Below are 22,803 nucleotides of genomic sequence, written 5' to 3'. Positions count from 1 at the left end.
ATAACATTAAGCATATCGATTGTGCTAAGTTAGCAATCCCCGATATAACCTGTAAACCACCTGCGATACACAAAGCTGTACCAACAGCACCAGCTGAGATTTTTAATACACCATTAACTAACCTTTATCATAGGTATCACAACCAAAAAGAAGACTCGTTAAAAATATTGCGGTTGTTAATTGGATAATTTTTTTCATCATTTATTCTTAATTAATAATATGCTCAATTAAGGCTGCTTAAGAAAATAAGGAGAAGATTTTTGATATAGTTTGCCATCTTTGCCTTTTATATATAGTAGCATGTGAGGATAAGTAACATTTGGCAATTGTACGGAACTAGAATCATACAGAGCTTCAAGTTTATCTTGATTGTGAATAACCCATTCAGGCGTATCAACGACTTGATAATCAAAATAAACAGATATTTGTGTCTCATTATAACCGCTCAAACCTCGTTCATACGTTTTTTCGCTCACATCTGTAACTTTAATGACTTTTATCGGTCCATAGCAAAACGAGTTATCGTAAATTGGTTCGACATCTCGACTATCAATATCTTCATATTGATATTCACGTCCTAAATCTGTTAAATCATAATGATAAAGTCCCTCTTTACCGTCAACGGGTTGACGAGTTAATAAGCCTATTTCTGCAAATAATGGTAAAGTTTTAGCTAATTTAGTTTTATTCCAAATTGCCCACTGAATATCATCTGCTAATACTGGCTCGTCGGTATAAGGAAATTTCACAGAACCCAAATAAAAACAGAAATTTCCTTTGATTTTGAGGTCAGTTTGAACTCCATCATACATATTTTGAGCTGATTTTTTGAACTCCTCTTTATCATAGGTATCGCAACCAAAAAGAAGACTGGACACAAGTATTAGGATTGTTAATTGGACATTATGTTTCATTATCTATTTTCCTATATCTTAAAAACCGTTCACAGGGGAGTGATGATTTTTATAAGTGTAATAAATCATCAATGGTTGGTTGTCAACAATTTTATTTTGACTATTTTGCGACGTTTCACCTTTCGGCCAATAATTTAATTGTAAATAAATCTCTTCAATACTTATATAACAAAATTCGCCCACTTTATAAAAAACTTGAAAATAATTCAATTCATTATTTTTTGAATCCGTTGCTTTTTTATATGACTCAATTTGTCCCACCTTACTTGGAATTAAATGATTTATATTATCAATAGGTTTTAGTGGCTCCTGCCGTTTTATCAATAAATCTTCTGGTGAACCGTTGACAAACTCTAAAATTGGAAATGAATCACCTTTGGTAATTTTTAAAGCAACGGTTTCTTTATTATTTCTATCAAAAAACCTTAATATGGCTTCAAAATAACTTTGTTTAGGTATGTAGTTGGGTAAAACAAATGAGATATAAATTTCCCGACAATATTTTGCAACTTCATATATAGCTCTTTCTTTTTGACCTACTTGATCATAAGCTTCTTTAGAATCCTTATATGTTCGCATTTGTTCTAAGTAATAAATTGGTTTTTCTTGTAATTGTATTACTGCATCTAGATTAATCAAAGCTGCCATAAAGTCATTAATTTCCAGTGCCATACTATCAAAGGTCGCGGCATAAGCGATGCCTTTATCTGATGATTTGGTGCCAAACAAGCAGTTATTAAACCAGATTTGCATTTTATCCCAATCGTCTGATTCATCTTTAAATATTTTTTGGATAATAGTTATGACAAGTTGTGCCACCAATATGAACACAAAAATCGCGAAGCCAATAGGTCCGCTGAACATAGATATGGATAACATTAAGCCTATCGATTGTGCTAAGCTAGCAATCCCCGATATAACCTGTAAACCACCTGCGATACACAAAGCTGTACCAACAGCACCTCTTTTTTGCATTCCTTTAGCAAAAAGGAAGCATCCTTCAGTAATGGAAATCACACTGCTAATTATGCCCATAACACCTACAGCACCAGCTGAGATTTTAAATATACCATTAACTAACGTGCTTAAACTTGCTCGGTTGGTAATAAATGTTCTGACAGCTTGACTCAGCGTTAAATCAGCAAATTTAAGCAATTCATTTATGGTATTTGTGAATCCCGCCACAACTTTATAAAAACCAAACTGTACATCACGCTTAATTTCATAGCGTATTGTTTCACCAATCGAATTATCTTCTAATTTTTTTAAATTTTCCTGATATTGGATATAAGTAACACCTGCTTGTAATCCAGCTGTTAACAACTGACTGCTAGCAATACCAACACTTATGGCATTCACTCTGGTGGTAGGATTTAATCCTGCGTTTTTAACTGAATTTAAAATAGATTCTCCATTCATTTTTTTAATATTATTATAGCTTTGAATGAATATTTTTTTTAAATCTTTAAATGGGAACCTCATTACCGATGGATCGCCTGAAAAATAGCGGCACACTGCACGGAAAAATGTCCTACCACTAGCCAGGATTCTTGGTGCATTCGCCACTTCAGCTATTTTATTGGCCACATCCATATAATTCAATCTACGTTCAACAAAATCCCAGTCAGTTTTGGCTTGTTGACTACTGTCCGATACCGTATAATCAAACATTGGTAATGGAGTGGCACTGTGGGATAACGGCTCAAAATAAGTCTGTATTGAATTTAATTCAAGGGCCGGGATGTTTTGTAACTGTAAATATAATATTAATTCCCCATTAACAATTAGGCCACTTTCAATCATGAGTTTTTTGGCATTTTGTTTGATCAAACTGTCTTTTTGTGTTTCAGCTTTCTCAGTAGGGCGATTAGTTATTCCTGAAGATACCCGTGTTAATAACATGGAGTAAAGCGTTAACATTAATTGACCTTTTTCACTGAAAAAACTCCCATCCAATTGGTTTTGGGGCTGTTCAGCTTCAAGTTCTTGTAAAATGATTTTAGTTTGTTGTTGTCGCTCCTGCTCTGCTTTCAGTTGATTTTCTTCCTGCTGTTGCAGATGTTTTTTAATTTCTTCATTATTGGTTTCATGCATTAATTGTGGTTGGAACTCAGAAATTGTCGACAGTTCATCTTCCATAATTTTAAGACGTTTATGTAAAACAAGCTCCCAAAAACTGCCTTTTTTACCGTCAATAATATGATAAAGCAGACTATTTTTGTTATTTAGTAATGAATCCCATACGGCTGTTTGTTCTTCGGTCTTAATGCCCCCTAAATAAGCAAAATCAATTAAGGCTAAAAAATCGGTTAGATACCCAACATGGTTATTGGATGCATTGGTATCACACTCAATCAGCCAAAATTCACAATCATTAAACTTATTGATTGATTTTGGTGCATATTCTGAACAACCCTCAAATCCAAATAGCCATGTTAAATAATAAAAATAATCTTGTGAAAAATTTGATATTGACTCCAAAATAGCATTGTAATCCTCTTTATCTTCCTCAAGAAACTTTCTTTCTTTTTCCAAATCAAGTAAATTATCGTATTTAGCTCGTTCTTTCGCAATTTTTTCTTTAGTAGCTTGTAGAATAGTATTATCACATCGGAACGCTCGAACATCTTTATAAATAAGGTCTGAATTTTGTCCTTTTTGCTTTTTTTCCAGTTGTTTACGCTTTTCTTCTTCACTCAAGGGGATTTCGATAAGCCCTTCATTTAAATATTTTTTTGAATTTGGCCAGACTTCTATTATCTCTCTAGGGCCTGCTTTCCCTATAGAAATATAATCATAATAAATCATATCTTTGGCTTGGGATATCTCTATCGATTCAATTTGGTTTCGATAATCATTAATAAGTGATAATGTTTTACGCAGGTGAAGACGCTCTTCACTAAAATACTTGCTTTTAGCAACTGAAGTTTTCACTACCGCATGGTAAGCTGGCTTATATTCTTCTATGTCAGAAAGCTTTTCCTCTGATTTTTCTATATTTTCATCAAGACTTTCCTTGAGTTTTTCATCTAACCGTTTATTGGATTCAAATAATTTTCTAAAGTGCTCATCTATTTTTTTATTATATATTTCTTCCGCTTTTACAACCGATTGCGCTATCGGTTCAATTTTTAACTGACGCTGTAGACTTAATTCTTCAGCAATACCAAATGGATCTTCAACAATAACGACCGGTACAACATATTTGCCCGATTGTTGAAATTTTTTAATCTGGTCTTCCAATTTTCTAGATTCAGCCTCATATTCATATTCTACGCCGTTTCCTTTTTCTACGCCGTATCCTTTACGGTCGCGTAGTGAATTGAATTTATGGGCAGTTATAAAGGTGTTTTCGTCTTGGATTAACTCTTTTTGATTGTTCTCATCATTATTTTCATTATGCACTATCATTTTTGGATCAACGGCTAATTCTAATAATGAATTTGCAGATTCTAACGAACTAAATCTAAAACTGCGTTTACCCCCTTCAGTAAGCTTATCAGGATCTTTGTAAGACTCTTCATTCAAATTTATTTTGGTAAAGCGTTTTAATGCAGTATCTAAGTCAATCGTTTTTGTATTGCGTTCAGCGGGTTGAGCTGCTTGATCTTGCGATTCAGATGAATCTTGCTCTTTCTTAGAGGGTAAATCGATGGTAATGGAAGATTCGTTCATCAATTTAAGGTATTTTTCAATAGTACTGTTTTTTCCTTGTGACCAAGCTCTGCGAGTATAGGCTATATAGGCTTCGCCTTCATACACACTGGTATCTATATTAATAAAAGAACCGGGTATATGGTGATTATTGCCATCTTTAGTACAGCCTGTTGGAATTTCTTTAACATTGCGTTCTTTAACATCGGTAATGCTTTTATGACGAAATACTCCTGATGGAGTGACTTCATATCCCATGAATTCCCAACCTTTTTGTTTATGTTTAACTAGAATATAAACATAACCTACCCGTAAGGTTCGATACACATATTTATGAGTAATTAAATCCACTTCCGGTTCACGATTGTCGTCAGAGAGTTTTTTCTCAGCGATACCAATATTATGTTTTGATATAAAAGTTGCACTAACCGGTGCTTTTCGGACTAAAAAAATCGGAAAACCTTTACGTTCACATACACCACAGTTGCCATTGGCTAAAGGTGAATGGGAATCCTTTCCTTTATCCAGTTCACCATAAATTATTCTATCTTCTAAATCTTCTGCTTTTTTTTGTTTTTCTTTGCTTATTGTTTGTTCTGTATTTTCTAAATTACCGGTCATTGTTTCTTCCATTATTCATTCTTATTTATTCTTATTTATTTTACTTTTTTATCGATAAAAACTCTTGTCTATCTATCGCTTGAAATCTTTCTGATAAGCTTCCTTCATTTAACTTAGCTTGATCTATAGCCATTTTTAATGTGCTATTACTCAGTAGATTACCATAACGAAGTGTCATTATTGTGAAAGTTCGTTGATCATTTAAATTGGTTAAACCGTAAGAGCAAGCTCTGTGATAGGCTCTGGCCAAATCGAGTAAATTAATTTGGGTAGTTTCTTTATCAAGCTTTATATAAATATTTGCTTGTGATAAATAGATATCAAAAATCTTTTTGATATGTTGATTATAAAATTTTGCATCTTCACTCAAAAAGATAGTTGATGGATTCGGTTTGTAACCTAAATTATTAATAGTTTCGATAGTTTTATTAACTGTTAAATAACTGTAACTCACAAAACTGCTCAATAAATCAGCCAAAAATTCCGGGCAGATTAGATTACCTTGATGCAACAATTGCATCCGAAACGGCTCATAAAAAGGGACAAATATTGATCCTAAAAACTGGGTTAAATGCATACCAATTTCAGATAAAATTTTAGCCACAATTTTGGGCTCATATTGACTCACTAGCCAGCAACATACATAACGTTTGCTTTGCAATATCTCACCTTTTGCTTCAATCAAACTAAAATGTAGTAATCGGTTTTCAAGCTCTTGGTTTGGTTTACCAAGCGTTACTAATTGCGGGCAAGCGTCTAAGTCATAAGCTAAATCTTTTCTGACAACTGGTGTAACGGCTTGTTCACCATATAAATCTTTTATATTATTTAACCCAACAAAATCAAGTTCACTTACCGATGTGAGTGGATCAAGCAATAAGTAACGATAATATTTTTGGTTATTTTCATTATCCAGCAGAGCAATTAATTGTTGCTTCATTATCCTTTCTCCTTACATGTACTACCTGCTGGTAATTCAGGTAAACTGCCATTGTAACTTAATGGACTTATCACACCAAAGCTAGCAACATGCGCTTCAATATCACCAGGAGCCATAAATTTTATAGTGCCGTTTTCCAATACAATAGCAACACCGTCACACGCAAGAGTAAGTTTTTTCTTTGCTGAGATAATGACTTCACTGTCAGTACTTGTAATTTTCATATCTTGCTTAGAAGTTAATAACATTTCTTCATTTTGTGCTTGGATATCTACATTACCTTTTGATGCAAATATTTTTATACCCATAGCATTGGCAAAAAGGCTAATCATATTGCCAGCGGTTACCATAAAACGTTTAAAGGCGTTAACATCAATACTGCTTTGCGCTGTTTGAATAATGTTTTCACCCGCAGTTTGCTGGATTGAACTTGGAGTCACATCAGCTATCCCAGAAGGTGAGTAAGTTAATATTCCTGGTTGTTTTAATTCTTGTAAGCTTTGTTCAAATAGCTGTTTTTGTGTTTGTAAATCAGAAAGTTCGGCTTGAGCCGCTTGTGCCAATTCATTGAGCCTTTTCACCATTTCACTGGCTTGTGCAAGCTCACTAATGGCACTATCCATTTGTAACTGTTTATTACCCGCTTTTACTTGTTCTTCACTGGTTATGTATAACCCTTTACCTGCTCTTATCGCCCCCCATTCATCGGTACGTAGCTCTAACCCACTACCTCGCTGTTCTTTTTTTTCATTAACCAGATGACCAAGGTTAAGTTGAGTTTTGCCGAATTCTGTTGCCAGCTTTATATGCTCTTGTCCGCGTTTGTCATCCATTCGCAGTTTATTATTAGCTGGAGTGCGTATCACATTGCGATGTTTGTTGATAGTGGTAACATGGTCTGGATGGCTACTGTCATGCATAGCATGAGCAATATAAGGACGATCTGGATTACCATTAGTGAACGCTACGGCGACTTCAGTAGAATCGATAAGGGGAAAATGAAAGCCATATGTATCACCAGCATACGGTTTTGCCAATCTGACCCATAAACTTTCCTCACCTTTTTTCCAATTTTTTAAATCAAAATTGAATTTAATACGATAGCGGCCTTGGGTATCAATATAACCATAAGTATCATCATTAGGACTTGTTACCCTTGCAGGTAAGGTGCCACTTACTTGTGGCCATGGCAATGGTGCAGGACGATACGGTTTAAGGCCATCATAGGGTATAGCCGTGAATTGTGTTTGATAAGAATCAGTTCGATTACCCGTACAATTGGTCGAAACAATAATAATACCGTCTTTTATATCTGCAATTGGACAATCTTCAATAGTGATATGTTGACCAGGAATGAGTTTATAGTCATTACATTTGCCCGAAATAATGAGTTGTTCGCTCATGTAATGTTGATGTCTTATGTGTGCATACCAACTACCACTTTCAACTGTCTGTGCATCACCGAGCGATTTATGATGCTCTTCGTAACGATAATCTTCACCACGGGTAGTAGTATCATTTGGTTGACTGTTATCACTGCCATAAAGTGAACTGTCAGCCATACGATAATTGTAATCATTAACACTAACTTGGTTAGGTTTTGTTTTACTACTGAATTGTAAATCCCATACACTATAACGCTGACTGTCATTTAAACCATTTGGTTGCTTAATAATAGTACTTCCAGCATCTTGGTATCCTTGTTCATAATCACTGATGACGATAGTATCGCAATTATGTTCTAAATGAGTACTAATATAAAAATAAGCACCTATGTCTGCCAGTAGTCGTTGAATGAAAGCTAAATCACTTTCTTGCCACTGAGTAATAAATTCTCGAATAGGATAGGTTTGGTTTAATTCGAAGCGAAAATCAACACCTGTAAAATTATGATTACGCAAAACCTCTTCCACAACATCGATCACACTTTTATTTTGGAATATTGCGCTTTGATGGTTGTTAGCCAGTAATGCTATTCGTGGTTCAAGTATGACTTGATAATGTGCTTCGTCATTGCTAATTGAAATTAAACTAAACTCAGTGATAACACCATAGATGGTTTTGGGTTTGTCACTTGCTATTGATGAACCGATGTTAATCAATTCACTAGGTAAATTGGCAGGGTGAAAAGTCAATGAGGCAAATTGACTAAGCACAGATGCAATAGCGATTTGTTTATTTTGGCTAGTAAAATGTATGGTATACTGCCAAGGTTGATTTAGATGTTCATGACCTTCTATCGATAATATTGAAATTTGAGAAGTTTCAATATTTTCAATTGATAGAGAATAGTTATTATGTGAAAAATTACTAACTAAAGAAGAAAAGCTATCGGCAACTACTCCTTTTATCTCCTTTATATCCATGTTGGGATCCTTGGTTAACTCAAAAAACGGTTGATATAGTCCAATTAAATATTATTGAATTATTATTTAATCAAAAAACAAACAGAAGATATAAATAATACACAACCTCAAATTGGACGGTCAATGGTTTTGTAAATTTTTTTTATGTTTTGTTAATTATTTGATAGCTAATATTAAAAATAATTCCTGTGATCATGACGTTATTTGAGTAAACGAATTGAGCTTTTAATTTATAAAATTAATAAAGTTACAATCTTTATGAACATCGAAAGCTCTAATTTCAGCCACTTATATCTGATTTATTAATTTTATCAATTAAAAATTCAACAATTTGCTTTAATAAATAATTTTTCTATCTATCAATGCGCATTATTGAGTCTTTAATTGTCAATTTTATCGGTTTTTGAATGAAATTCTTATTCAGAATTTTTGATTAGCTTATTGTTTATTTGTGAAAAAGAACCGTAATTAAACAGATCTTTATAAATGATTTGTATGGATGGATATTAAATATTTTATTTGTGTTCACGTTTTTTACAAAATTAAATCTGAAATTTGGGGAACAATTTTTTTAATAAAGAAGTGATTAATTATTTTTTTAACTTAAATAAATCCGTTTTCTTTAATCTAAACTGTTAATTGTCCACTACCATAAAACGTCGATTCTCGGTAACAATTTGTAAAAAGATAGGTAAGCTGATTTTTTCATTTTTCAGTTGTTTACCCGTTAAATCATAAACTTTAGAACGACCATATTCGTCGATGACAATAGTTTTATCTTTATAAAGCGCGGCAATTTTATTTTCATTACCTGCAATAACCCATTGTTTCGAAATTTGATTAAATAAATTATTACCCTGGCTATACTTTTGAGGAGATGTTGTTACATAAAATGCATCTTGCATCAATGTCGGCAATATATCTATTTGCGAGGTAACATGATTAAATTTAAGATTTTCTTTACCTGGCCAAGAAATAATTAATGGTACTTTTAGATATTCCCGATTAAAATTATTAATATCATTACGTAAAGCTGTCTTTTTAACTTTATCAACTTTTATGTCGTTAGTTCCCGCAATAATAATAATAGTATTATCAAATAGATTTGACTGTTTTAAATGATCAATTATCGATTTTAAATATTGATCGAGTTTTGCCGCATTAGATTCTAATGCAGATATTGACATTTTTTTATTTTTGTTAGCCAAAGAGTATTGGATAACAGAAAACAGTGGCGCATGGTTATTTAACTCATTTTGTTTAGCATACCATGTGATCCAATTATCTGTTGTCTGTTTGTTATTCTTTTTTATAGGATCAGGCAAGGTAAAGTTAGACAATAATGCATAACGATAAAGAGGTTCCGAAAATCCTTCTGTTGAAAATAAACCTAAGTTATAGTGCTGCTGATTAACTACCTCAAATAAAGTAGACGTTTTATGACTGGTTAAAATACTGTTGTAATAATTTGGATCTAAACCATAAAACAGTGAAAAGTCGTTTAAATAAGATTGATTGCTTGAAGCATAATTATTACCAAAGTAAATATTACTTTTTGCAAAGTCATTTAACCACGGCATATTTTCCGTCAGTAAACTATAGTTCCAACCATCGATCACTATCATAAGCACATTTTTTTTCGATACTTGTGTATCGTCAAAAGTAATGCGATCTAACGGATATTCAATTGCAAGTGCAAACGGATTGCCTTCTTGAGTAATACGATTGCGATAGTCATTTTCTTCTATAAAACCGTAACGTTCAAGAAAATGCCGAGCCGTCAACGGGTAAGAAAGAGGCAAACTTGACCGTTGCATGGTTATTGGCCTATAAAAGTTGGCATCAGCCCAAATATGAATTAAGTGGGAAGAGACAAAACTTAGCATAAAAAGAATGACTATAGGCCTAGCAAAACATTTTCGCTTACTTAAACTGCGTAATTTTTTCCAACTCCATGTTGCAAACAATATTTCTAAAAGTAGAATGAATGGAATAATAATCAGGTTAGTACTTAAAAATGAGGCTTTTTGCGTTGTTAACAGTTGCCAAATCGATAAATTAAGATGCATCCTAAATTGCGTAAACACTTCAATATCAATTAGAAGTAGTGCAATACCCAATGTTGCAATGATTATGGCAATCATTCGTTGCCAACAAGCCGAACGAATAAAAAAGCTTAACGGAAAAAGTAAGATCAGATAAACAATAAATGTTAAAAAACTGAAGTGACCAATTGCGCTAATAATTGCATAAAATCGCCCCATAAAAGTACGAGGCCAATCAGCAATAAATAAATATTGACTTCCCAAAGCAATTACGACAAATACATTAAACAATGTAAACCAATGACCCCAACTGACAATTTGTGTGGTCTGTTCATCTTTGAAGTGGTTACTTTTAAGTTTGAGCATATTTAATCGTTGGTAATGATGAGATGGTAAGTACAAATTAATTTGTGGCATAGTTTACCTGATTTTAAAAAATCTTTCTGTAATTTTTTTATTCGTTAGCATAAAGATTTAGGTAACTTGTTGGCGTTATAATCGATACTTGTTATAATTCTCGGATCTATTCAGCTAACAATAAAGACTATAACTTTGGCAATTACACAACTTAAATCACAACACATCCAACCTGATTTAACAAAAATTTCTGCATTGAGTACCCAAGTAGATACAACCAGATTGGTGTCAGATAAATCAGCCCATTTACTTAAATGGCAACCTCGCATCGCTTCGGCTTTATCTTTGTTATGCCCGCATACAAGAACAAATTATAGTCCACGATTTATGCTACTAAAAGCACCTGAAAGTGAACTTTTATTTTCTTTACTTGAGCAAGCGGTTAAATCTGATTTGTCATCATCAGAATTAGGCTACAGCTATTTTTTCAATGAAAATAAAATCACACTGAACAAAGCAAAAAGTAAGCAAGATAATTTTGCCGTTCAAGATAGTTGTTTAGCTGTTTCCGCTGTCGATTCTGAAAAGCTTTTTGGTTGCGTCAGACAACCTGAAAATGGTCAGATTAAGCTACAAGCAGGTTTAGTTCATCAAATTAATGGTGGCATTTTAATTTTAGGGCTACGCTCATTACTAAGCCAACCAGAGCTTTGGATAAAGTTAAAACAGATGGTCATTAAACAAGAATTTGAATGGTTTTCGTCTGATGAATCACACCCGTTACCCTTGTCAATTCCTAAAATGCCTCTAGATTTACGTGTTATTTTTGTTGGTGATAGATTAAGTTTAGCTGAGTTGCAAGATTTTGAACCAGAGTTTTATGCAACCTCAATCTATACTGAGTTTGAAAATGAATTACCAGTAAAATCAATAGAAGATATTGAACAATGGGTTGATTACTTAAAATTTATTACTGATAAGCAACAGTTGCCTAATATTGATAATTCAGCGATTGGTAAACTTTATAAAGAAGCGACCCGCTATACAGGCGATCAATATTATTTACCCCTTTCAGTAGATTGGATTAATTCTGTTTTGGTGAATGCGACACATTTTTCACAAAATAATGCTATAAATGAATTTGCTGTTACCCAAGCAATAAAACAAAAATCTTGGCATGAAGCTTATTTGCAAGAAAGACTACATGATGAAATCTTTACTAATCAAATTATGATTAACACAAAAGATCAAGTTGTGGGTCAAGTTAATGGATTATCGGTGATTGAATATCCTGGATACCCAAAAGCAATTGGCGAGCCAACACGCTTAAGCTGCCTTATTCATTTTGGGGATGGAGAATTTATTGATATTGAGCGGAAAACTGATTTAGCGGGCAGTATCCATTCTAAAGGCATGATGATTATGCAGGCTTTTATAATGTCTGAATTTGCTATTAATCACCAGCTCCCTTTTTCCACATCATTAGTGTTTGAGCAGTCTTATAATGAAATTGATGGAGATAGTGCATCTCTTGCTGGACTTTGCGCAATAATAAGCGCATTATCAGAGCAAGCCATCGATCAGCAACTTGCAGTCACTGGTTCAGTTGATCAGTTTGGCCATGTGCAATCTATTGGCGGTGTAAATGAAAAAATTGAAGGTTTTTTTGCTGTTTGCAAACATCAAGGCTTAACTGGAAAACAAGGTGTGATTATCCCTGCGACCAATCAACGTCATTTAAGTTTAAATGATGAAGTTATTGAGGCCATTGAAGAAGAGCAGTTTTCAATTTGGACTGTCGAGCATATCGCTGATGCACTTTATCTGCTTACAGGAGTACCTTATAAAGATAATAGTAGCATCAACTTGTACAAACTGATACATGCTCGTATGCAATCAGTATTAATACAAGACAAAAAGCATGATAGCTGGCTTAGTAAATGGCAAAAATATTGCAAAAAACAGTAATACCCAATAAACTTTATCTTAGCATTTGATTGATTGATTGATTAATAAATTAAAATGAAGTGCGTTACTCGCTTTTAGGGTTTTAAAGCATGGCTCTTAATAATTTAATTATATTTGCCATGCATGTAATTACATTAGATAAAAGGTTTTCCTATGACATTTGAACGTAAATCTTCGTATGATAAAGCAGATCTGATTAAATCAGGCAATAGTGAACTATTTGGTCATGATGGTCCTCCATTACCGTCTGATTTAATGTTGATGATGGATCGCGTTATCGAAATGAATGAGGATGGTGGTAATTTTGGTAAAGGTTATGTTGAGGCAGAACTTGATATTAATCCCGATTTATGGTTTTTTAAATGTCATTTCAAAAATGATCCGGTAATGCCTGGTTGTCTTGGACTTGACGCTATGTGGCAATTAGTTGGGTTTTATTTAGGCTGGATTGGCGGTAAAGGTAAAGGTCGCGCTTTAGGTGTAGGCGAAGTTAAATTTAAAGGTCAAATACTTCCAATCAATAAAAAAGTTACTTACAAAATTCATTTCAAACGTGTTATTAACCGTAAATTAATTATGGGTATTGGCGATGGTGAAGTTTTTGTCGATGGTAAATTAATTTACGAAGCAACTGATTTAAAAGTGGGTCTTTTTAAAGATACAAGTGAATTTTAAATTTTTTTGACTTTCTATTCTTATATTTGCTTAAAATATAAGAATAGAATACCGAATTTATTCAGTTAGCTTTATAAGCGATTGTCATACTGGTTATGCTTTACTTATGTAATTTAATAGTCTTTTTTATTATGTTAGTGTTTTTTTATAAAACAAAATTTAAAGATAGATTCACAATAATGCAAAATGCCTTACAATTTTCAATAAGTCAAATCGCTAACTCATCACTCTATTTGTCTATTCTTAATAATTAAGATTTTTTATTTAGTATAATTTATGATTTTCTTAAAACGTTTTTTTATTTTTATTCTTTTATCTTTTTTTTTAAATAGTTTCGTTTACGCTGATTTCAGTGGCAAAGTAGTGAAAGTTATCGATGGCGATACAGTTGATATACTAACCATCAAGAAGCAAAAAATTCGTGTTCGTCTACTTGATATCGATGCACCAGAAAGTAATCAAGCTTATGGCAATAAGTCGAAGCAATATTTAGCCTCACTTATCGCAGGTAAAAAAGTTTTTGTAAAGTCGAGCAAGAAAGATATTTATAAAAGAACATTAGGCACTATTTTCTTAAATAAGGTAAATATAAATGCCAAAATGGTTGAAAGTGGCTATGCTTGGGCTTATCGTTATAAGGGCGTGGCTAATAATAAATTGATGGTTAAAATTGAAGCAAAGGCTAAGCAAAGCAAAAAAGGACTATGGAAAGATAAAAAACCTATAGCCCCTTGGGATTTTCGACGTAATAATAAACGTTAACTTTTTCTATCGGTATTCTATTTATCGATTTGTTTAAGTAACTCTAAACCTTGAGCACAAGCAGCAACTTGTTTATCTTCCGGCAAAGCAATAATTTCTTGTTTTGCTTGTTCAAGGTTTTGTTTTATTATGTCGAGTATTTCTTGATTAAAGGTATTTTCAGGCATATTTTTATAAATATTTTCTACTTTATCAAAATATACTTTACATGATTCTGGTATATCTGCTGTTGCAACAGAACAGAAACCCAACATTACCACAGTTAATATTAACTTTTTCATTGTTTGCCTTTGTGATCTTCTAATAGTTATTAAAATTTTTGTTAAAAATGATACTTTATGATTTCTAGCGGAAAACAAGGTAAGATTTGGAATATAACGTTGATAGGTGATATCTATCTTACCAGTAATAATTTACTGATAAGATAAGCAGATGAAGATTAGATCACAGTAACGTCTGCAGCAGCAGGACCGCGTGGGCTATCTTGAATAGTGAATTCTACTTGTTGACCTTCACCTAGTGTTTTAAATCCGTCACCAGAGATTGCAGAGAAATGTACAAACACATCTTTGCTACCGTCAGCAGGGGAAATAAAACCAAAACCTTTACTTTCGTTGAACCATTTTACTTGACCAGTAATCTTAGACATAATAATCTTCCTATAAATAAATTAATCTCAGCCACTTAAGGCTATACTCATAAAACATAAAACTTAGACTACTTATTAACACTGATAAGAAGAGACTGAAGAAAACCAATACCTGAGTTAAAGTAAACTACAACTACATATATCTAAATGTTACAAAATAAATCCGCATGTCATATGCTGGCAACTATTTACTCATAATTAGTAAACTAATGCAAGCAATCTTTTTATAATAATTGTTAATAATAGTAAAACAAACTAAATCATAATATTACATTAATAACATAACAATATAATTTATTGTGATAAATTAGTTTTCAGCCATTGACTGAGATTTTTTTATTGTTGCTTCTACTGCATCAATAACTGCCGCTCTAAAACCTTTTTCTTCTAGTGCATGGACACCTTCAATAGTTGTACCAGCAGGAGAACAAACCATGTCCTTAAGCTCGCCAGGATGTTTACCTGTTTCAAGCAACAATTTTGCAGATCCCATAACCGCTTGAGCAGCAAATTTATAAGCTTGTTTTCTTGATAATCCGCCTTTAACTGCGCCATCAGCTAAAGCTTCAATGAACATAAAAACAAATGCAGGTGAAGAACCACTTGCACCAATAACCGCATCAATTAAATATTCTGGCACAACTTCAGTTTCACCAATACAATTTAAAAGTTCTTGTACTGTTGTTAACTCCTCATCGGTAACTTCGGTATTGGGTGTGATAGAGCACATAGCGGCGTTAACTAATGCTGGTGTATTTGGCATTACTCGGATAATTTTTTGCTCATAACCAATGCTTTTCGCAATTGTTTTAATTGTCACTCCTGCAGCGATTGAGACAACTATCGTATTCTTTTTTAATTCTTTTTGAATATCACTAAGAACATCAACAATAACATTAGGTTTTACAGCAACAAAAACGATATCTGACTCTCGAGCTACATCTTTTGCTGATGTTAAATTATTCACTCCGTGAGATTTATTTAAATCTTCACCTTTTTCTGGATGAGTATCATAAACATAAATTTGTGTGCCTGGTACAATATTACTCCCTAAAATACCTTGTAATATAGCATTACCCATATTACCTAAACCAATCAAACCAATACGCTGTTCCATTTGTATACTCCTATGAATGTAAGTTAAATTGATTATAGATTATTTTTTTAATAAAACCCAAAATTTATCTTTCTATTAATTCTGACTCTTAAATAAAATCTTTCACAATATAACTTTTAAGCTTTATTAAAAACTTTTTGGCATTACTTGCATGCCATATTGTTGTCCAGTTTGCATAAGTGATAAAATTTGTTTCATCTTGCCTTCATTAATTAAATTACTGATTGCTGGTGTATTAATCAATATTTCAAATAGCGCTTTACGTTCATTATTATGACGTATTAGCTTTTGACTTATGATAGCTTTCAAACAGTTAGAGAGTTGGCTACGAATAAAATCACGAGAATTATCTTCAAATACATCGATAATGCGATTGATACTTTGCACAGCAGAATTAGTATGCAAAGTTGCAAAAACCAAATGACCTGTTTCTGCGGCAGTCAATGCAGCTTGAATTGATGATTTATTGCGTAACTCACCCAATAAAATTATATCTGGATCTTGCCTTAATAAACTATCAATAGCTTGACCAAAATCGGCTATTTCACGTTGTTGGATTAACGATTTATCATTTTTATAAATATATTCTATAGGATCTTCAAGCGTAATAATATGTTTGGCAATTGTCGTATTAATGTATTGAATCAATGCGGCTAAAGTAGTGGATTTACCACTACCGGTTGCTCCTGTCACAAGGATGATGCCTGATTCATTTTTTACAAGTTCGCTAAAAATAGCGGGAGCACCAATATCAGACAATGTAGGAATACGATGATTAATCACTCGAAACACGGCTGAAATACCACGGTGTTGATAAAAAATATTAACTCTAAATCGCCCTATTTTAGCCAAATCATAAGCAAAATCTATTTGCCTATGTTGCTGTAGAATTTTTTTTTGGGATTCATTCAATAAACCAAATAACGCTATTTCAAGGGTGTTTGGTATTAGTTTATCAGCATTTAAAAACTGTAATTGCCCATTAATACGAACATAAGGCGCTTCACCACTTGAAAGGTGCAAATCCGAAGCATTTTGCGTTACACTAAGAGCCAACATTGAGTTTAACATTAAATTCTACCTATTAATTATTCTTTGGGAATTAACATGAATACAGTACAAGACAATTTACTTAACATTAAAAATGAAATTACAGAAATTGCTAAAAAGTGCGAAAGAGATCCCAACACAATACAACTTATTGCAGTTAGTAAAACCAAACCTGTTGAGCAAATTATGGAAGCAATTAATGCGGGTCAATTAGCTTTTGGTGAAAATTATGTGCAAGAAGGAATTGAAAAGATTCAGTATTTCGAAAAGAACATGCCAAATAATGACTTAATATGGCATTTCATAGGTCCATTACAATCAAATAAAAGTAAATTAGTGGCTGAACACTTTGATTGGATGCACACCATTGATCGATTCAAAATAGCACAAAGATTAAGTGATCAACGTCCAAACCATATGGCTAAATTGAATGTATTGATTCAAGTTAATATTAGTCAAGAAGCCAGTAAATCTGGAGTAAAACCTGAAGAGGTTACGGATTTGGTCAAGCAGATTGTTGCTTTACCTAATCTGAATCTACGAGGATTAATGGCAATCCCTGAAATTGAAAATGACTATGATAAACAACTTAAGGTATTTACTAAGATGCAACAACTCTTGCATTCATTACAGAAAGATTATCCATTTATGGATACATTATCTATGGGCATGAGTGGCGATATGCCGGCTGCCATTAATGCAGGTAGTACTATGGTTCGCATTGGTACGGCTATCTTTGGCGCACGGCAGTATTTGTGATATATTGGCTAAATATCTTTATTCTGAGGAATTTTAAATGACATCGATTCTCTTTTTAGGGAAAACCGTATTAACCTTTTGTTTATATGTTTTGATTTTAAGGTTATGGATGCAACGTGTGCGCGTGAATTTTTATAATCCTTTTACCCAATTTATCGTCAAAATAACGCAACCTATCATTGGTCCATTACGTAAAGTTATTCCATCAATTGGTCGAATTGATACTGCTACATGGATCCTTTTATATCTATTTGCAGTTATTAAAATTATTTTTGTTTTGTACTTTAATTTAACTAACAGTCCAATATTTTCTATTGAATATCTGTTATATGCCGTCGCCGCAATAGTTCATGATGCCGGGAATCTTTTATTTTGGTTATTGCTATTTCGAGCGATTTTAAGTTGGGTAAGTAGAGGGCAATCTGGAGCCGATGAATTACTAGCTCAATTAACTGAACCGTTTATAGCTCCTATCCGTCGTATTGTACCGCCTCTTGGTATAATTGATATCTCGTTCATGATTTTTGTGTTTATTTTAATGTTTTTAAATATGCTCGCTTTTGATATTGTGGGCTATCTATGGATTTTACTTTAAGTTTTTAAAACTAAGAAAGGGAGTAAATGCTCCCTTTTTTAAAGAATATGATCTTCCCAACAAATCACATCTTTTTCATACACAATGCGATTTTTAACTGAAATTTTTAGCTTGTGCATAAGCTTTTTATTTCCCATTATAAGAGGATGCCATTCAGGTAACTGCCCTGTTTCTGAAAAATAACGATAAGTACAGGTTAACGGTAACCATTCAATGGTTAAAAGATTTTCTCGCGTCAATTTAATGCAATCAGGCTCATAGGCAAAACGATTATGATAATGCCTGCATTGGCAAGTTTTAGAATCAAGCAAATTGCATGCAACATTGGTATATAATATTTCGCCAGTATCTTCGTCCTGTAATTTGTTTAAGCAACACTGACCACAACCGTCACAAAGTTGCTCCCACTCATCATCACTCATTTGTTCTAAGGTTTTGTGTTCCCAAAATGGCTCAATCATACTTTGAAATCGTCTTCTTTTAACATTTGTAAGAAAAAACCATCCGTTTTAATTCTTTCTTCTATTTCTTGTGCAGTACCCACCACAAATTGACGTTTACCATCAAGAAGTACTTTCATTACAAACACTGGAGCACCAAAAATAGACATTATTTTTTCCGGAATCGCAGAAAAATCATTTTCATTTTCCATGTACAAATAACAATTTTCTTTTTTAGTACTTCGGTAAATATAACACCACATCATAGAATAGAACCTTACTCAATTATTTAAGACTATTTTGTAAATAAACACCTGCGCCAAATAGACCTGGATCTTCATGTGTTATCACATAAACAGGAACTTTTTTGACTAAAAATGACATACGGCCTTTATGTTCAAAAGCCGCTCTAAATGGGGATGCTTTAAAAAATTCAATAAATCGCGGTACGATACCACCAGCAATATAAACACCACCTTGGGTATTAAGCGTTAAAGCTAAATTACCACCAAAACGCCCCATAAAAGTACAAAAATAGGTAAGCGTCTGTAAACAAATTGGGCAACTATTATCTAATGCTTTTTTAACAATAACATCAGGTGTAATATCTTGTTGTGGTTGATTATTAATTTGTAATAAAGCTTGATAAATATTGACAATGCCATTACCAGATAAAAAGCGTTCTGTTGAAACACGACCAAATTTTTTACGTAATTGGGCTAAAATCTGATCTTCATCTTCACTGGTCATCGGTAATTCAGTATGCCCCCCCTCTCCTGGCAAACTAATCCACCGCTCATTAACTTTGATTAAATGCGATACACCAAGTCCAGTGCCCGCTCCATAAATCGCAATTGGATAATTTAAATCAGGTTCATCACCACCAATTTTTACTAAATCTTGTTTCGTTAATTTAGGAATTGAAGTCGATACAGCCGTAAAATCATTAATTACTTCAAGTTTAGTCAGATTTAATTCTTTAATCAGTTCTGAACGTGAAAATGACAAATGATTATTTGTCATATTGATGATATCTTCATTATCAATTGGACAAGCAATTGCGATGCAAGCCGTACTAATTTTGACTGCTTGTGTTTGCAAGTAATCCTTGATTAAATTTAATAAAACATCATTTTTGGAAAGAACAACCTTAGTAACCCCTGATAGTTCGTTAGTTGCTAAATTATAAAGTGCAAATCTGGCATTGGTTCCACCAATATCCGTAACTAGTGCATGTTGATTCATGTTATTCCCTTCTGTAAAAATTAATTCTTTTCTTTAAATAGCAAGCATTACATTTATTTGTTAAAGAAAGTAAAACGGTCAATGTGATTAACTAGTTACATTAAGTTAATTCCCTTAACTGATTATTACTCCAATAAACACTTGTGCTAACTCAGTCAGCAGATAAATATTTTAAATATTGTAAGTAAATAACAATTATAGCCACTTCTTAAGTTTAAAATAAATATAAGGTGCAACCCCTGCAAGTAACATCAATAACAACGAAAATGGATAACCATATTCCCATTTCAATTCTGGCATATTTTCAAAGTTCATACCATAAGCTGAGGCCACCACTGTCGGAGGTAAAAATACAACAGACACAACCGAAAATATTTTAATAATTCGGCTTTGCTCAATATTGATGAAGCTAGTTGCTGCTTGCATTAAAAAATTTACTTTCTGAAATAATGATTCATTATGTGGAACAAGTGACTCAATATCGCGAATAACCTCTCGAGCTTGTTCTAATTGATCTGCTGGCATCTTAGCACGGCGTACTACATAATTAACGGCACGTTGACTATCCATTAAACAGAGTCTTACTTTCCATGCAGTGTCTTCAAGTTCGGCTAATGATGTAATTGCTTCATCATAATGTTCTTGAGATGAACGATCCATGATAATTAAGCTTAATTCTTCCAGTTCACTATAAATATTCTCGATTTGGTCAGCTAATTGTTCAACTTTAACTTCAAATAGGTCAAGTAATACTTCATACGGGTTCCCATCGTTCATCCCCTGATAACGTGAGCGCATTCGATACAAACGAAATGCAGGTAAATCACGCTCACGTAAAGTAAACAGTCGACCATTATGTACAGTAAATGCAACCGTCGAGTTACCGGCGCGATCTTCTGCATCTTCATAAAAGAAGAATGAGTGAACGTGTAAGCCTTCATTGTCTTCAAAAAAACGGGCTGACGCTTCGATATCATCCAATTCAATACTCGTTGCTAAGTTTTGTCCTAAATGTGTTAAAACAAAATCGCGATCGGCTTCTTCTGGTTCAATTAAATCAATCCATGTCGCATTACTTATATCGCTTTCATTAATTTTTACTAATTGTTTGTTTTTTAATCCAAACGCATTAATCATAAGGACTCCTGTAGTGGGGGAACGTTTTATTACAATACGTTAACAAATGGTAGGCATTATACTCGTTATAGCTACAAATTCCTATGTCTAAGCCAATCTTTCTACACATTTACAAAATGGGATAAAAATTCCATTATTAAATTAAATTCGCTGATATTACTACTGTCTCATGCTACAATACGCCACTTAAATACTTATGCAATTTTTAGGAGTTTATAATGGCAAACCGAGGAATAAATAAAGTCATTTTAGTTGGTAATTTAGGACAAGATCCTGAAGTCCGTTACATGCCAAATGGAAATGCTGTAGCTAATTTTAGTGTAGCAACCTCAGAATCATGGAAAGATAAACAAACTGGTGAAACCCGTGATCGCACTGAATGGCATCGAGTTGTCGTTTTTGGTAAATTAGCCGAAATTGCTGGTGAATACATTAAAAAAGGTACTCAAGTTTATCTTGAAGGGCAGCTACAAACTCGAAAATGGCAAGACCAATCAGGGCAAGATCGTTACACGACAGAAGTAGTCATTAATCCTATCGGTGGAACTTTACAAATTCTAGGCTCACGTGCAAACAATAATGATAGTTATGATGATGGTTCTCAAAATTGGGGGCAAAGTGCCAATAATATTTCATCGGCACCGGCTGCACCATCTCGTCAACCAAATAAAAATGCGCCTGCACCACAACCTAAAGCACCAGAACCACCAATGGATTTTGATGACGACATTCCGTTCTAAAACTATCACCTCTGTTATATTTGGGCGTTTATCTGCGCCCTTATATCTTTTTTTGTTTATTTCTATTATACTTAGTTATAATTTTAATGGATTCAAGATATAACTATGTTGGAACTTATACAGACTGTTGGCTTCGGTTTAATTCTCTTTCTCCCATTAACGAACCCATTAACCACCGTTGTTCTTTTATTGGGTCTATCTGGCGATATGACCAATGAAGAACGTAATTACCAATCAAAGTTAACTTGTATTTATGTGTTTTTGATTATGGTTGTTTCATTTTATTGTGGGCAACTAGTGATGAACACTTTTGGAATATCTATTCCCGGATTACGTATTGCGGGAGGAATGATTGTTGGTGTGATAGGTTTTAGAATGCTATTTCCTCAACAACCATCGCATAAAACCGTTGAAGCAGATGCTAAAAAGAAAGAAGTTTCCAATAATATTGCCTTTGTGCCACTGGCTATGCCAAGTACCGCAGGTCCAGGTACAATAGCGATGATCATCAGTATGTCTTCAACAGTTAAAAGTGGTGGCTATGATATTTCAACGTGGGTTGTTTATACCGCGTCGATTTTGGTTCCTTTATCATTATGCATTATTCTTTGGTTTTGTATGCGTAGTGCTGGCAGCATCATGCGATTTATGGGAAAAAGTGGCATCGAAGCCACCTCAAGAATAATGGGATTTTTGTTGGTTTGTGTAGGTACACAATTTATTATTAATGGTATTAAAGAATTAGTGATAAATTTCCCAAATATATAGT

21 protein-coding genes are annotated in these 22,803 nt (G+C 33.4%); 8 read left to right on the top strand and 13 right to left on the bottom strand.

Annotated elements, in window-relative coordinates; translation table 11 throughout:
* Positions 1-188 (top strand): hypothetical protein (locus H3S88_RS13265; protein ID WP_232354029.1); only part of this gene is annotated, 188 nt, incomplete at its 5' end.
* Between the two features lie 39 nt (positions 189-227).
* Here the strand turns inward: H3S88_RS13265 and H3S88_RS09480 are convergent.
* From H3S88_RS09480 to H3S88_RS09460, 5 genes are all read right to left on the bottom strand, one after another.
* Positions 228-914 (bottom strand): hypothetical protein, encoded by a 687-nt coding sequence (locus H3S88_RS09480; RefSeq protein WP_198228738.1) that lies wholly within the window; start codon positions 912-914, stop codon positions 228-230.
* 18 nt (positions 915-932) lie between these two features.
* Complete coding sequence (locus H3S88_RS09475; RefSeq protein ID WP_232354028.1) at positions 933-5,201, bottom strand: toxin VasX; 4,269 nt, start codon at positions 5,199-5,201, stop codon at positions 933-935.
* Between the two features lie 28 nt (positions 5,202-5,229).
* Positions 5,230-6,129: a hypothetical protein gene (locus H3S88_RS09470; protein ID WP_198228695.1), complete on the bottom strand. Its 900-nt coding sequence runs from the start codon at positions 6,127-6,129 to the stop codon at positions 5,230-5,232.
* On the bottom strand, positions 6,129-8,495 hold the full coding sequence (locus tag H3S88_RS09465) for a type VI secretion system Vgr family protein (protein WP_198228696.1): 2,367 nt from the start codon (positions 8,493-8,495) through the stop codon (positions 6,129-6,131). Before H3S88_RS09465 ends, H3S88_RS09470 begins: the two co-directional genes overlap by 1 nt.
* Before the next feature lie 635 nt (positions 8,496-9,130).
* A complete protein-coding gene (locus tag H3S88_RS09460) occupies positions 9,131-10,957 on the bottom strand; it encodes a DUF3413 domain-containing protein (protein WP_198228697.1) in 1,827 nt (608 codons plus the stop codon).
* Positions 10,958-11,284: 327 nt separating this feature from the next.
* On the opposite strand from H3S88_RS09460, the gene H3S88_RS09455 reads away from it, so the two are divergent.
* From H3S88_RS09455 to H3S88_RS09445, 3 genes are all read left to right on the top strand, one after another.
* Positions 11,285-12,865, top strand: a complete 1,581-nt coding sequence (locus H3S88_RS09455) for an AAA family ATPase (protein ID WP_370528600.1) — start codon at positions 11,285-11,287, stop codon at positions 12,863-12,865.
* Positions 12,866-13,018: 153 nt separating this feature from the next.
* A complete protein-coding gene (gene fabA, locus H3S88_RS09450; RefSeq protein WP_039127647.1) occupies positions 13,019-13,540 on the top strand; it encodes a bifunctional 3-hydroxydecanoyl-ACP dehydratase/trans-2-decenoyl-ACP isomerase in 522 nt (173 codons plus the stop codon).
* 363 nt (positions 13,541-13,903) lie between these two features.
* Positions 13,904-14,302, top strand: coding sequence for a thermonuclease family protein (locus H3S88_RS09445; RefSeq protein WP_198228699.1), 399 nt, complete (start codon positions 13,904-13,906; stop codon positions 14,300-14,302).
* A 17-nt stretch (positions 14,303-14,319) separates the two neighbouring features.
* On the opposite strand, the gene H3S88_RS09440 is transcribed toward H3S88_RS09445, so the two are convergent.
* The 4 genes from H3S88_RS09440 to H3S88_RS09425 form a co-directional block, all read right to left on the bottom strand.
* On the bottom strand, positions 14,320-14,583 hold the full coding sequence (locus H3S88_RS09440) for a DUF5339 domain-containing protein (protein ID WP_144093162.1): 264 nt from the start codon (positions 14,581-14,583) through the stop codon (positions 14,320-14,322).
* Positions 14,584-14,741: 158 nt separating this feature from the next.
* The gene (locus H3S88_RS09435) at positions 14,742-14,951 is read right to left on the bottom strand and encodes a cold shock domain-containing protein (protein WP_039127656.1); all 210 of its coding nucleotides are present in this window, start codon (positions 14,949-14,951) and stop codon (positions 14,742-14,744) included.
* Between the two features lie 307 nt (positions 14,952-15,258).
* A complete protein-coding gene (gene proC, locus H3S88_RS09430) occupies positions 15,259-16,068 on the bottom strand; it encodes a pyrroline-5-carboxylate reductase (RefSeq protein WP_039127658.1) in 810 nt (269 codons plus the stop codon).
* A gap of 126 nt (positions 16,069-16,194) precedes the next feature.
* Positions 16,195-17,139, bottom strand: a complete 945-nt coding sequence (locus H3S88_RS09425) for a type IV pilus twitching motility protein PilT (protein WP_198228700.1) — start codon at positions 17,137-17,139, stop codon at positions 16,195-16,197.
* A gap of 36 nt (positions 17,140-17,175) precedes the next feature.
* On the opposite strand from H3S88_RS09425, the gene H3S88_RS09420 reads away from it, so the two are divergent.
* Both H3S88_RS09420 and H3S88_RS09415 read left to right on the top strand, forming a co-directional pair.
* Complete coding sequence (locus H3S88_RS09420; protein ID WP_198228701.1) at positions 17,176-17,877, top strand: YggS family pyridoxal phosphate-dependent enzyme; 702 nt, start codon at positions 17,176-17,178, stop codon at positions 17,875-17,877.
* A 37-nt stretch (positions 17,878-17,914) separates the two neighbouring features.
* A complete protein-coding gene (locus H3S88_RS09415; protein ID WP_198228702.1) occupies positions 17,915-18,472 on the top strand; it encodes a YggT family protein in 558 nt (185 codons plus the stop codon).
* A 38-nt stretch (positions 18,473-18,510) separates the two neighbouring features.
* On the opposite strand, the gene H3S88_RS09410 is transcribed toward H3S88_RS09415, so the two are convergent.
* The 4 genes from H3S88_RS09410 to corA form a co-directional block, all read right to left on the bottom strand.
* Positions 18,511-18,933: a YcgN family cysteine cluster protein gene (locus H3S88_RS09410; RefSeq protein ID WP_065737359.1), complete on the bottom strand. Its 423-nt coding sequence runs from the start codon at positions 18,931-18,933 to the stop codon at positions 18,511-18,513.
* Positions 18,930-19,175: a YcgL domain-containing protein gene (locus H3S88_RS09405; protein WP_039127699.1), complete on the bottom strand. Its 246-nt coding sequence runs from the start codon at positions 19,173-19,175 to the stop codon at positions 18,930-18,932. Before H3S88_RS09405 ends, H3S88_RS09410 begins: the two co-directional genes overlap by 4 nt.
* A 22-nt stretch (positions 19,176-19,197) precedes the next feature.
* Positions 19,198-20,157 (bottom strand): glucokinase, encoded by a 960-nt coding sequence (locus H3S88_RS09400; RefSeq protein ID WP_198228703.1) that lies wholly within the window; start codon positions 20,155-20,157, stop codon positions 19,198-19,200.
* Positions 20,158-20,352: 195 nt separating this feature from the next.
* The gene (gene corA, locus H3S88_RS09395; RefSeq protein ID WP_086308788.1) at positions 20,353-21,294 is read right to left on the bottom strand and encodes a magnesium/cobalt transporter CorA; all 942 of its coding nucleotides are present in this window, start codon (positions 21,292-21,294) and stop codon (positions 20,353-20,355) included.
* A 218-nt stretch (positions 21,295-21,512) separates the two neighbouring features.
* Between corA and H3S88_RS09390 the strand changes: the two genes are divergently transcribed.
* Positions 21,513-22,034: a single-stranded DNA-binding protein gene (locus tag H3S88_RS09390; RefSeq protein ID WP_039127675.1), complete on the top strand. Its 522-nt coding sequence runs from the start codon at positions 21,513-21,515 to the stop codon at positions 22,032-22,034.
* A gap of 105 nt (positions 22,035-22,139) precedes the next feature.
* Complete coding sequence (locus H3S88_RS09385; RefSeq protein ID WP_039127685.1) at positions 22,140-22,802, top strand: MarC family NAAT transporter; 663 nt, start codon at positions 22,140-22,142, stop codon at positions 22,800-22,802.
* The last annotated feature ends 1 nt before the right edge of the window (position 22,803 follow it).

This window comes from Gilliamella sp. B14448G11 (genome assembly GCF_016101765.1).
GTDB lineage: Bacteria > Pseudomonadota > Gammaproteobacteria > Enterobacterales > Orbaceae > Gilliamella > Gilliamella apicola_N.
Note: the sequence above shows the minus strand (reverse complement) of the source record. Positions and strands in the feature narration are given on the sequence as shown.

What these genes read in the sequence shown, in the direction of transcription:
- H3S88_RS09480 (WP_198228738.1), bottom strand. Translation starts at nt 914, where the DNA reads ATGAAACATAATGTCCAATTAACAATCCTAATACTTGTGTCCAGTCTT.
- H3S88_RS09475 (WP_232354028.1), bottom strand. Translation starts at nt 5,201, where the DNA reads ATGGAAGAAACAATGACCGGTAATTTAGAAAATACAGAACAAACAATA.
- H3S88_RS09470 (WP_198228695.1), bottom strand. Translation starts at nt 6,129, where the DNA reads ATGAAGCAACAATTAATTGCTCTGCTGGATAATGAAAATAACCAAAAA.
- H3S88_RS09465 (WP_198228696.1), bottom strand. Translation starts at nt 8,495, where the DNA reads ATGGATATAAAGGAGATAAAAGGAGTAGTTGCCGATAGCTTTTCTTCT.
- H3S88_RS09460 (WP_198228697.1), bottom strand. Translation starts at nt 10,957, where the DNA reads ATGCCACAAATTAATTTGTACTTACCATCTCATCATTACCAACGATTA.
- H3S88_RS09455 (WP_370528600.1), top strand. Translation starts at nt 11,285, where the DNA reads ATGCTACTAAAAGCACCTGAAAGTGAACTTTTATTTTCTTTACTTGAG.
- fabA (WP_039127647.1), top strand. Translation starts at nt 13,019, where the DNA reads ATGACATTTGAACGTAAATCTTCGTATGATAAAGCAGATCTGATTAAA.
- H3S88_RS09440 (WP_144093162.1), bottom strand. Translation starts at nt 14,583, where the DNA reads ATGAAAAAGTTAATATTAACTGTGGTAATGTTGGGTTTCTGTTCTGTT.
- H3S88_RS09435 (WP_039127656.1), bottom strand. Translation starts at nt 14,951, where the DNA reads ATGTCTAAGATTACTGGTCAAGTAAAATGGTTCAACGAAAGTAAAGGT.
- proC (WP_039127658.1), bottom strand. Translation starts at nt 16,068, where the DNA reads ATGGAACAGCGTATTGGTTTGATTGGTTTAGGTAATATGGGTAATGCT.
- H3S88_RS09425 (WP_198228700.1), bottom strand. Translation starts at nt 17,139, where the DNA reads ATGTTAAACTCAATGTTGGCTCTTAGTGTAACGCAAAATGCTTCGGAT.
- H3S88_RS09420 (WP_198228701.1), top strand. Translation starts at nt 17,176, where the DNA reads ATGAATACAGTACAAGACAATTTACTTAACATTAAAAATGAAATTACA.
- H3S88_RS09415 (WP_198228702.1), top strand. Translation starts at nt 17,915, where the DNA reads ATGACATCGATTCTCTTTTTAGGGAAAACCGTATTAACCTTTTGTTTA.
- H3S88_RS09410 (WP_065737359.1), bottom strand. Translation starts at nt 18,933, where the DNA reads ATGATTGAGCCATTTTGGGAACACAAAACCTTAGAACAAATGAGTGAT.
- H3S88_RS09405 (WP_039127699.1), bottom strand. Translation starts at nt 19,175, where the DNA reads ATGTGGTGTTATATTTACCGAAGTACTAAAAAAGAAAATTGTTATTTG.
- H3S88_RS09400 (WP_198228703.1), bottom strand. Translation starts at nt 20,157, where the DNA reads ATGAATCAACATGCACTAGTTACGGATATTGGTGGAACCAATGCCAGA.
- corA (WP_086308788.1), bottom strand. Translation starts at nt 21,294, where the DNA reads ATGATTAATGCGTTTGGATTAAAAAACAAACAATTAGTAAAAATTAAT.
- H3S88_RS09390 (WP_039127675.1), top strand. Translation starts at nt 21,513, where the DNA reads ATGGCAAACCGAGGAATAAATAAAGTCATTTTAGTTGGTAATTTAGGA.
- H3S88_RS09385 (WP_039127685.1), top strand. Translation starts at nt 22,140, where the DNA reads ATGTTGGAACTTATACAGACTGTTGGCTTCGGTTTAATTCTCTTTCTC.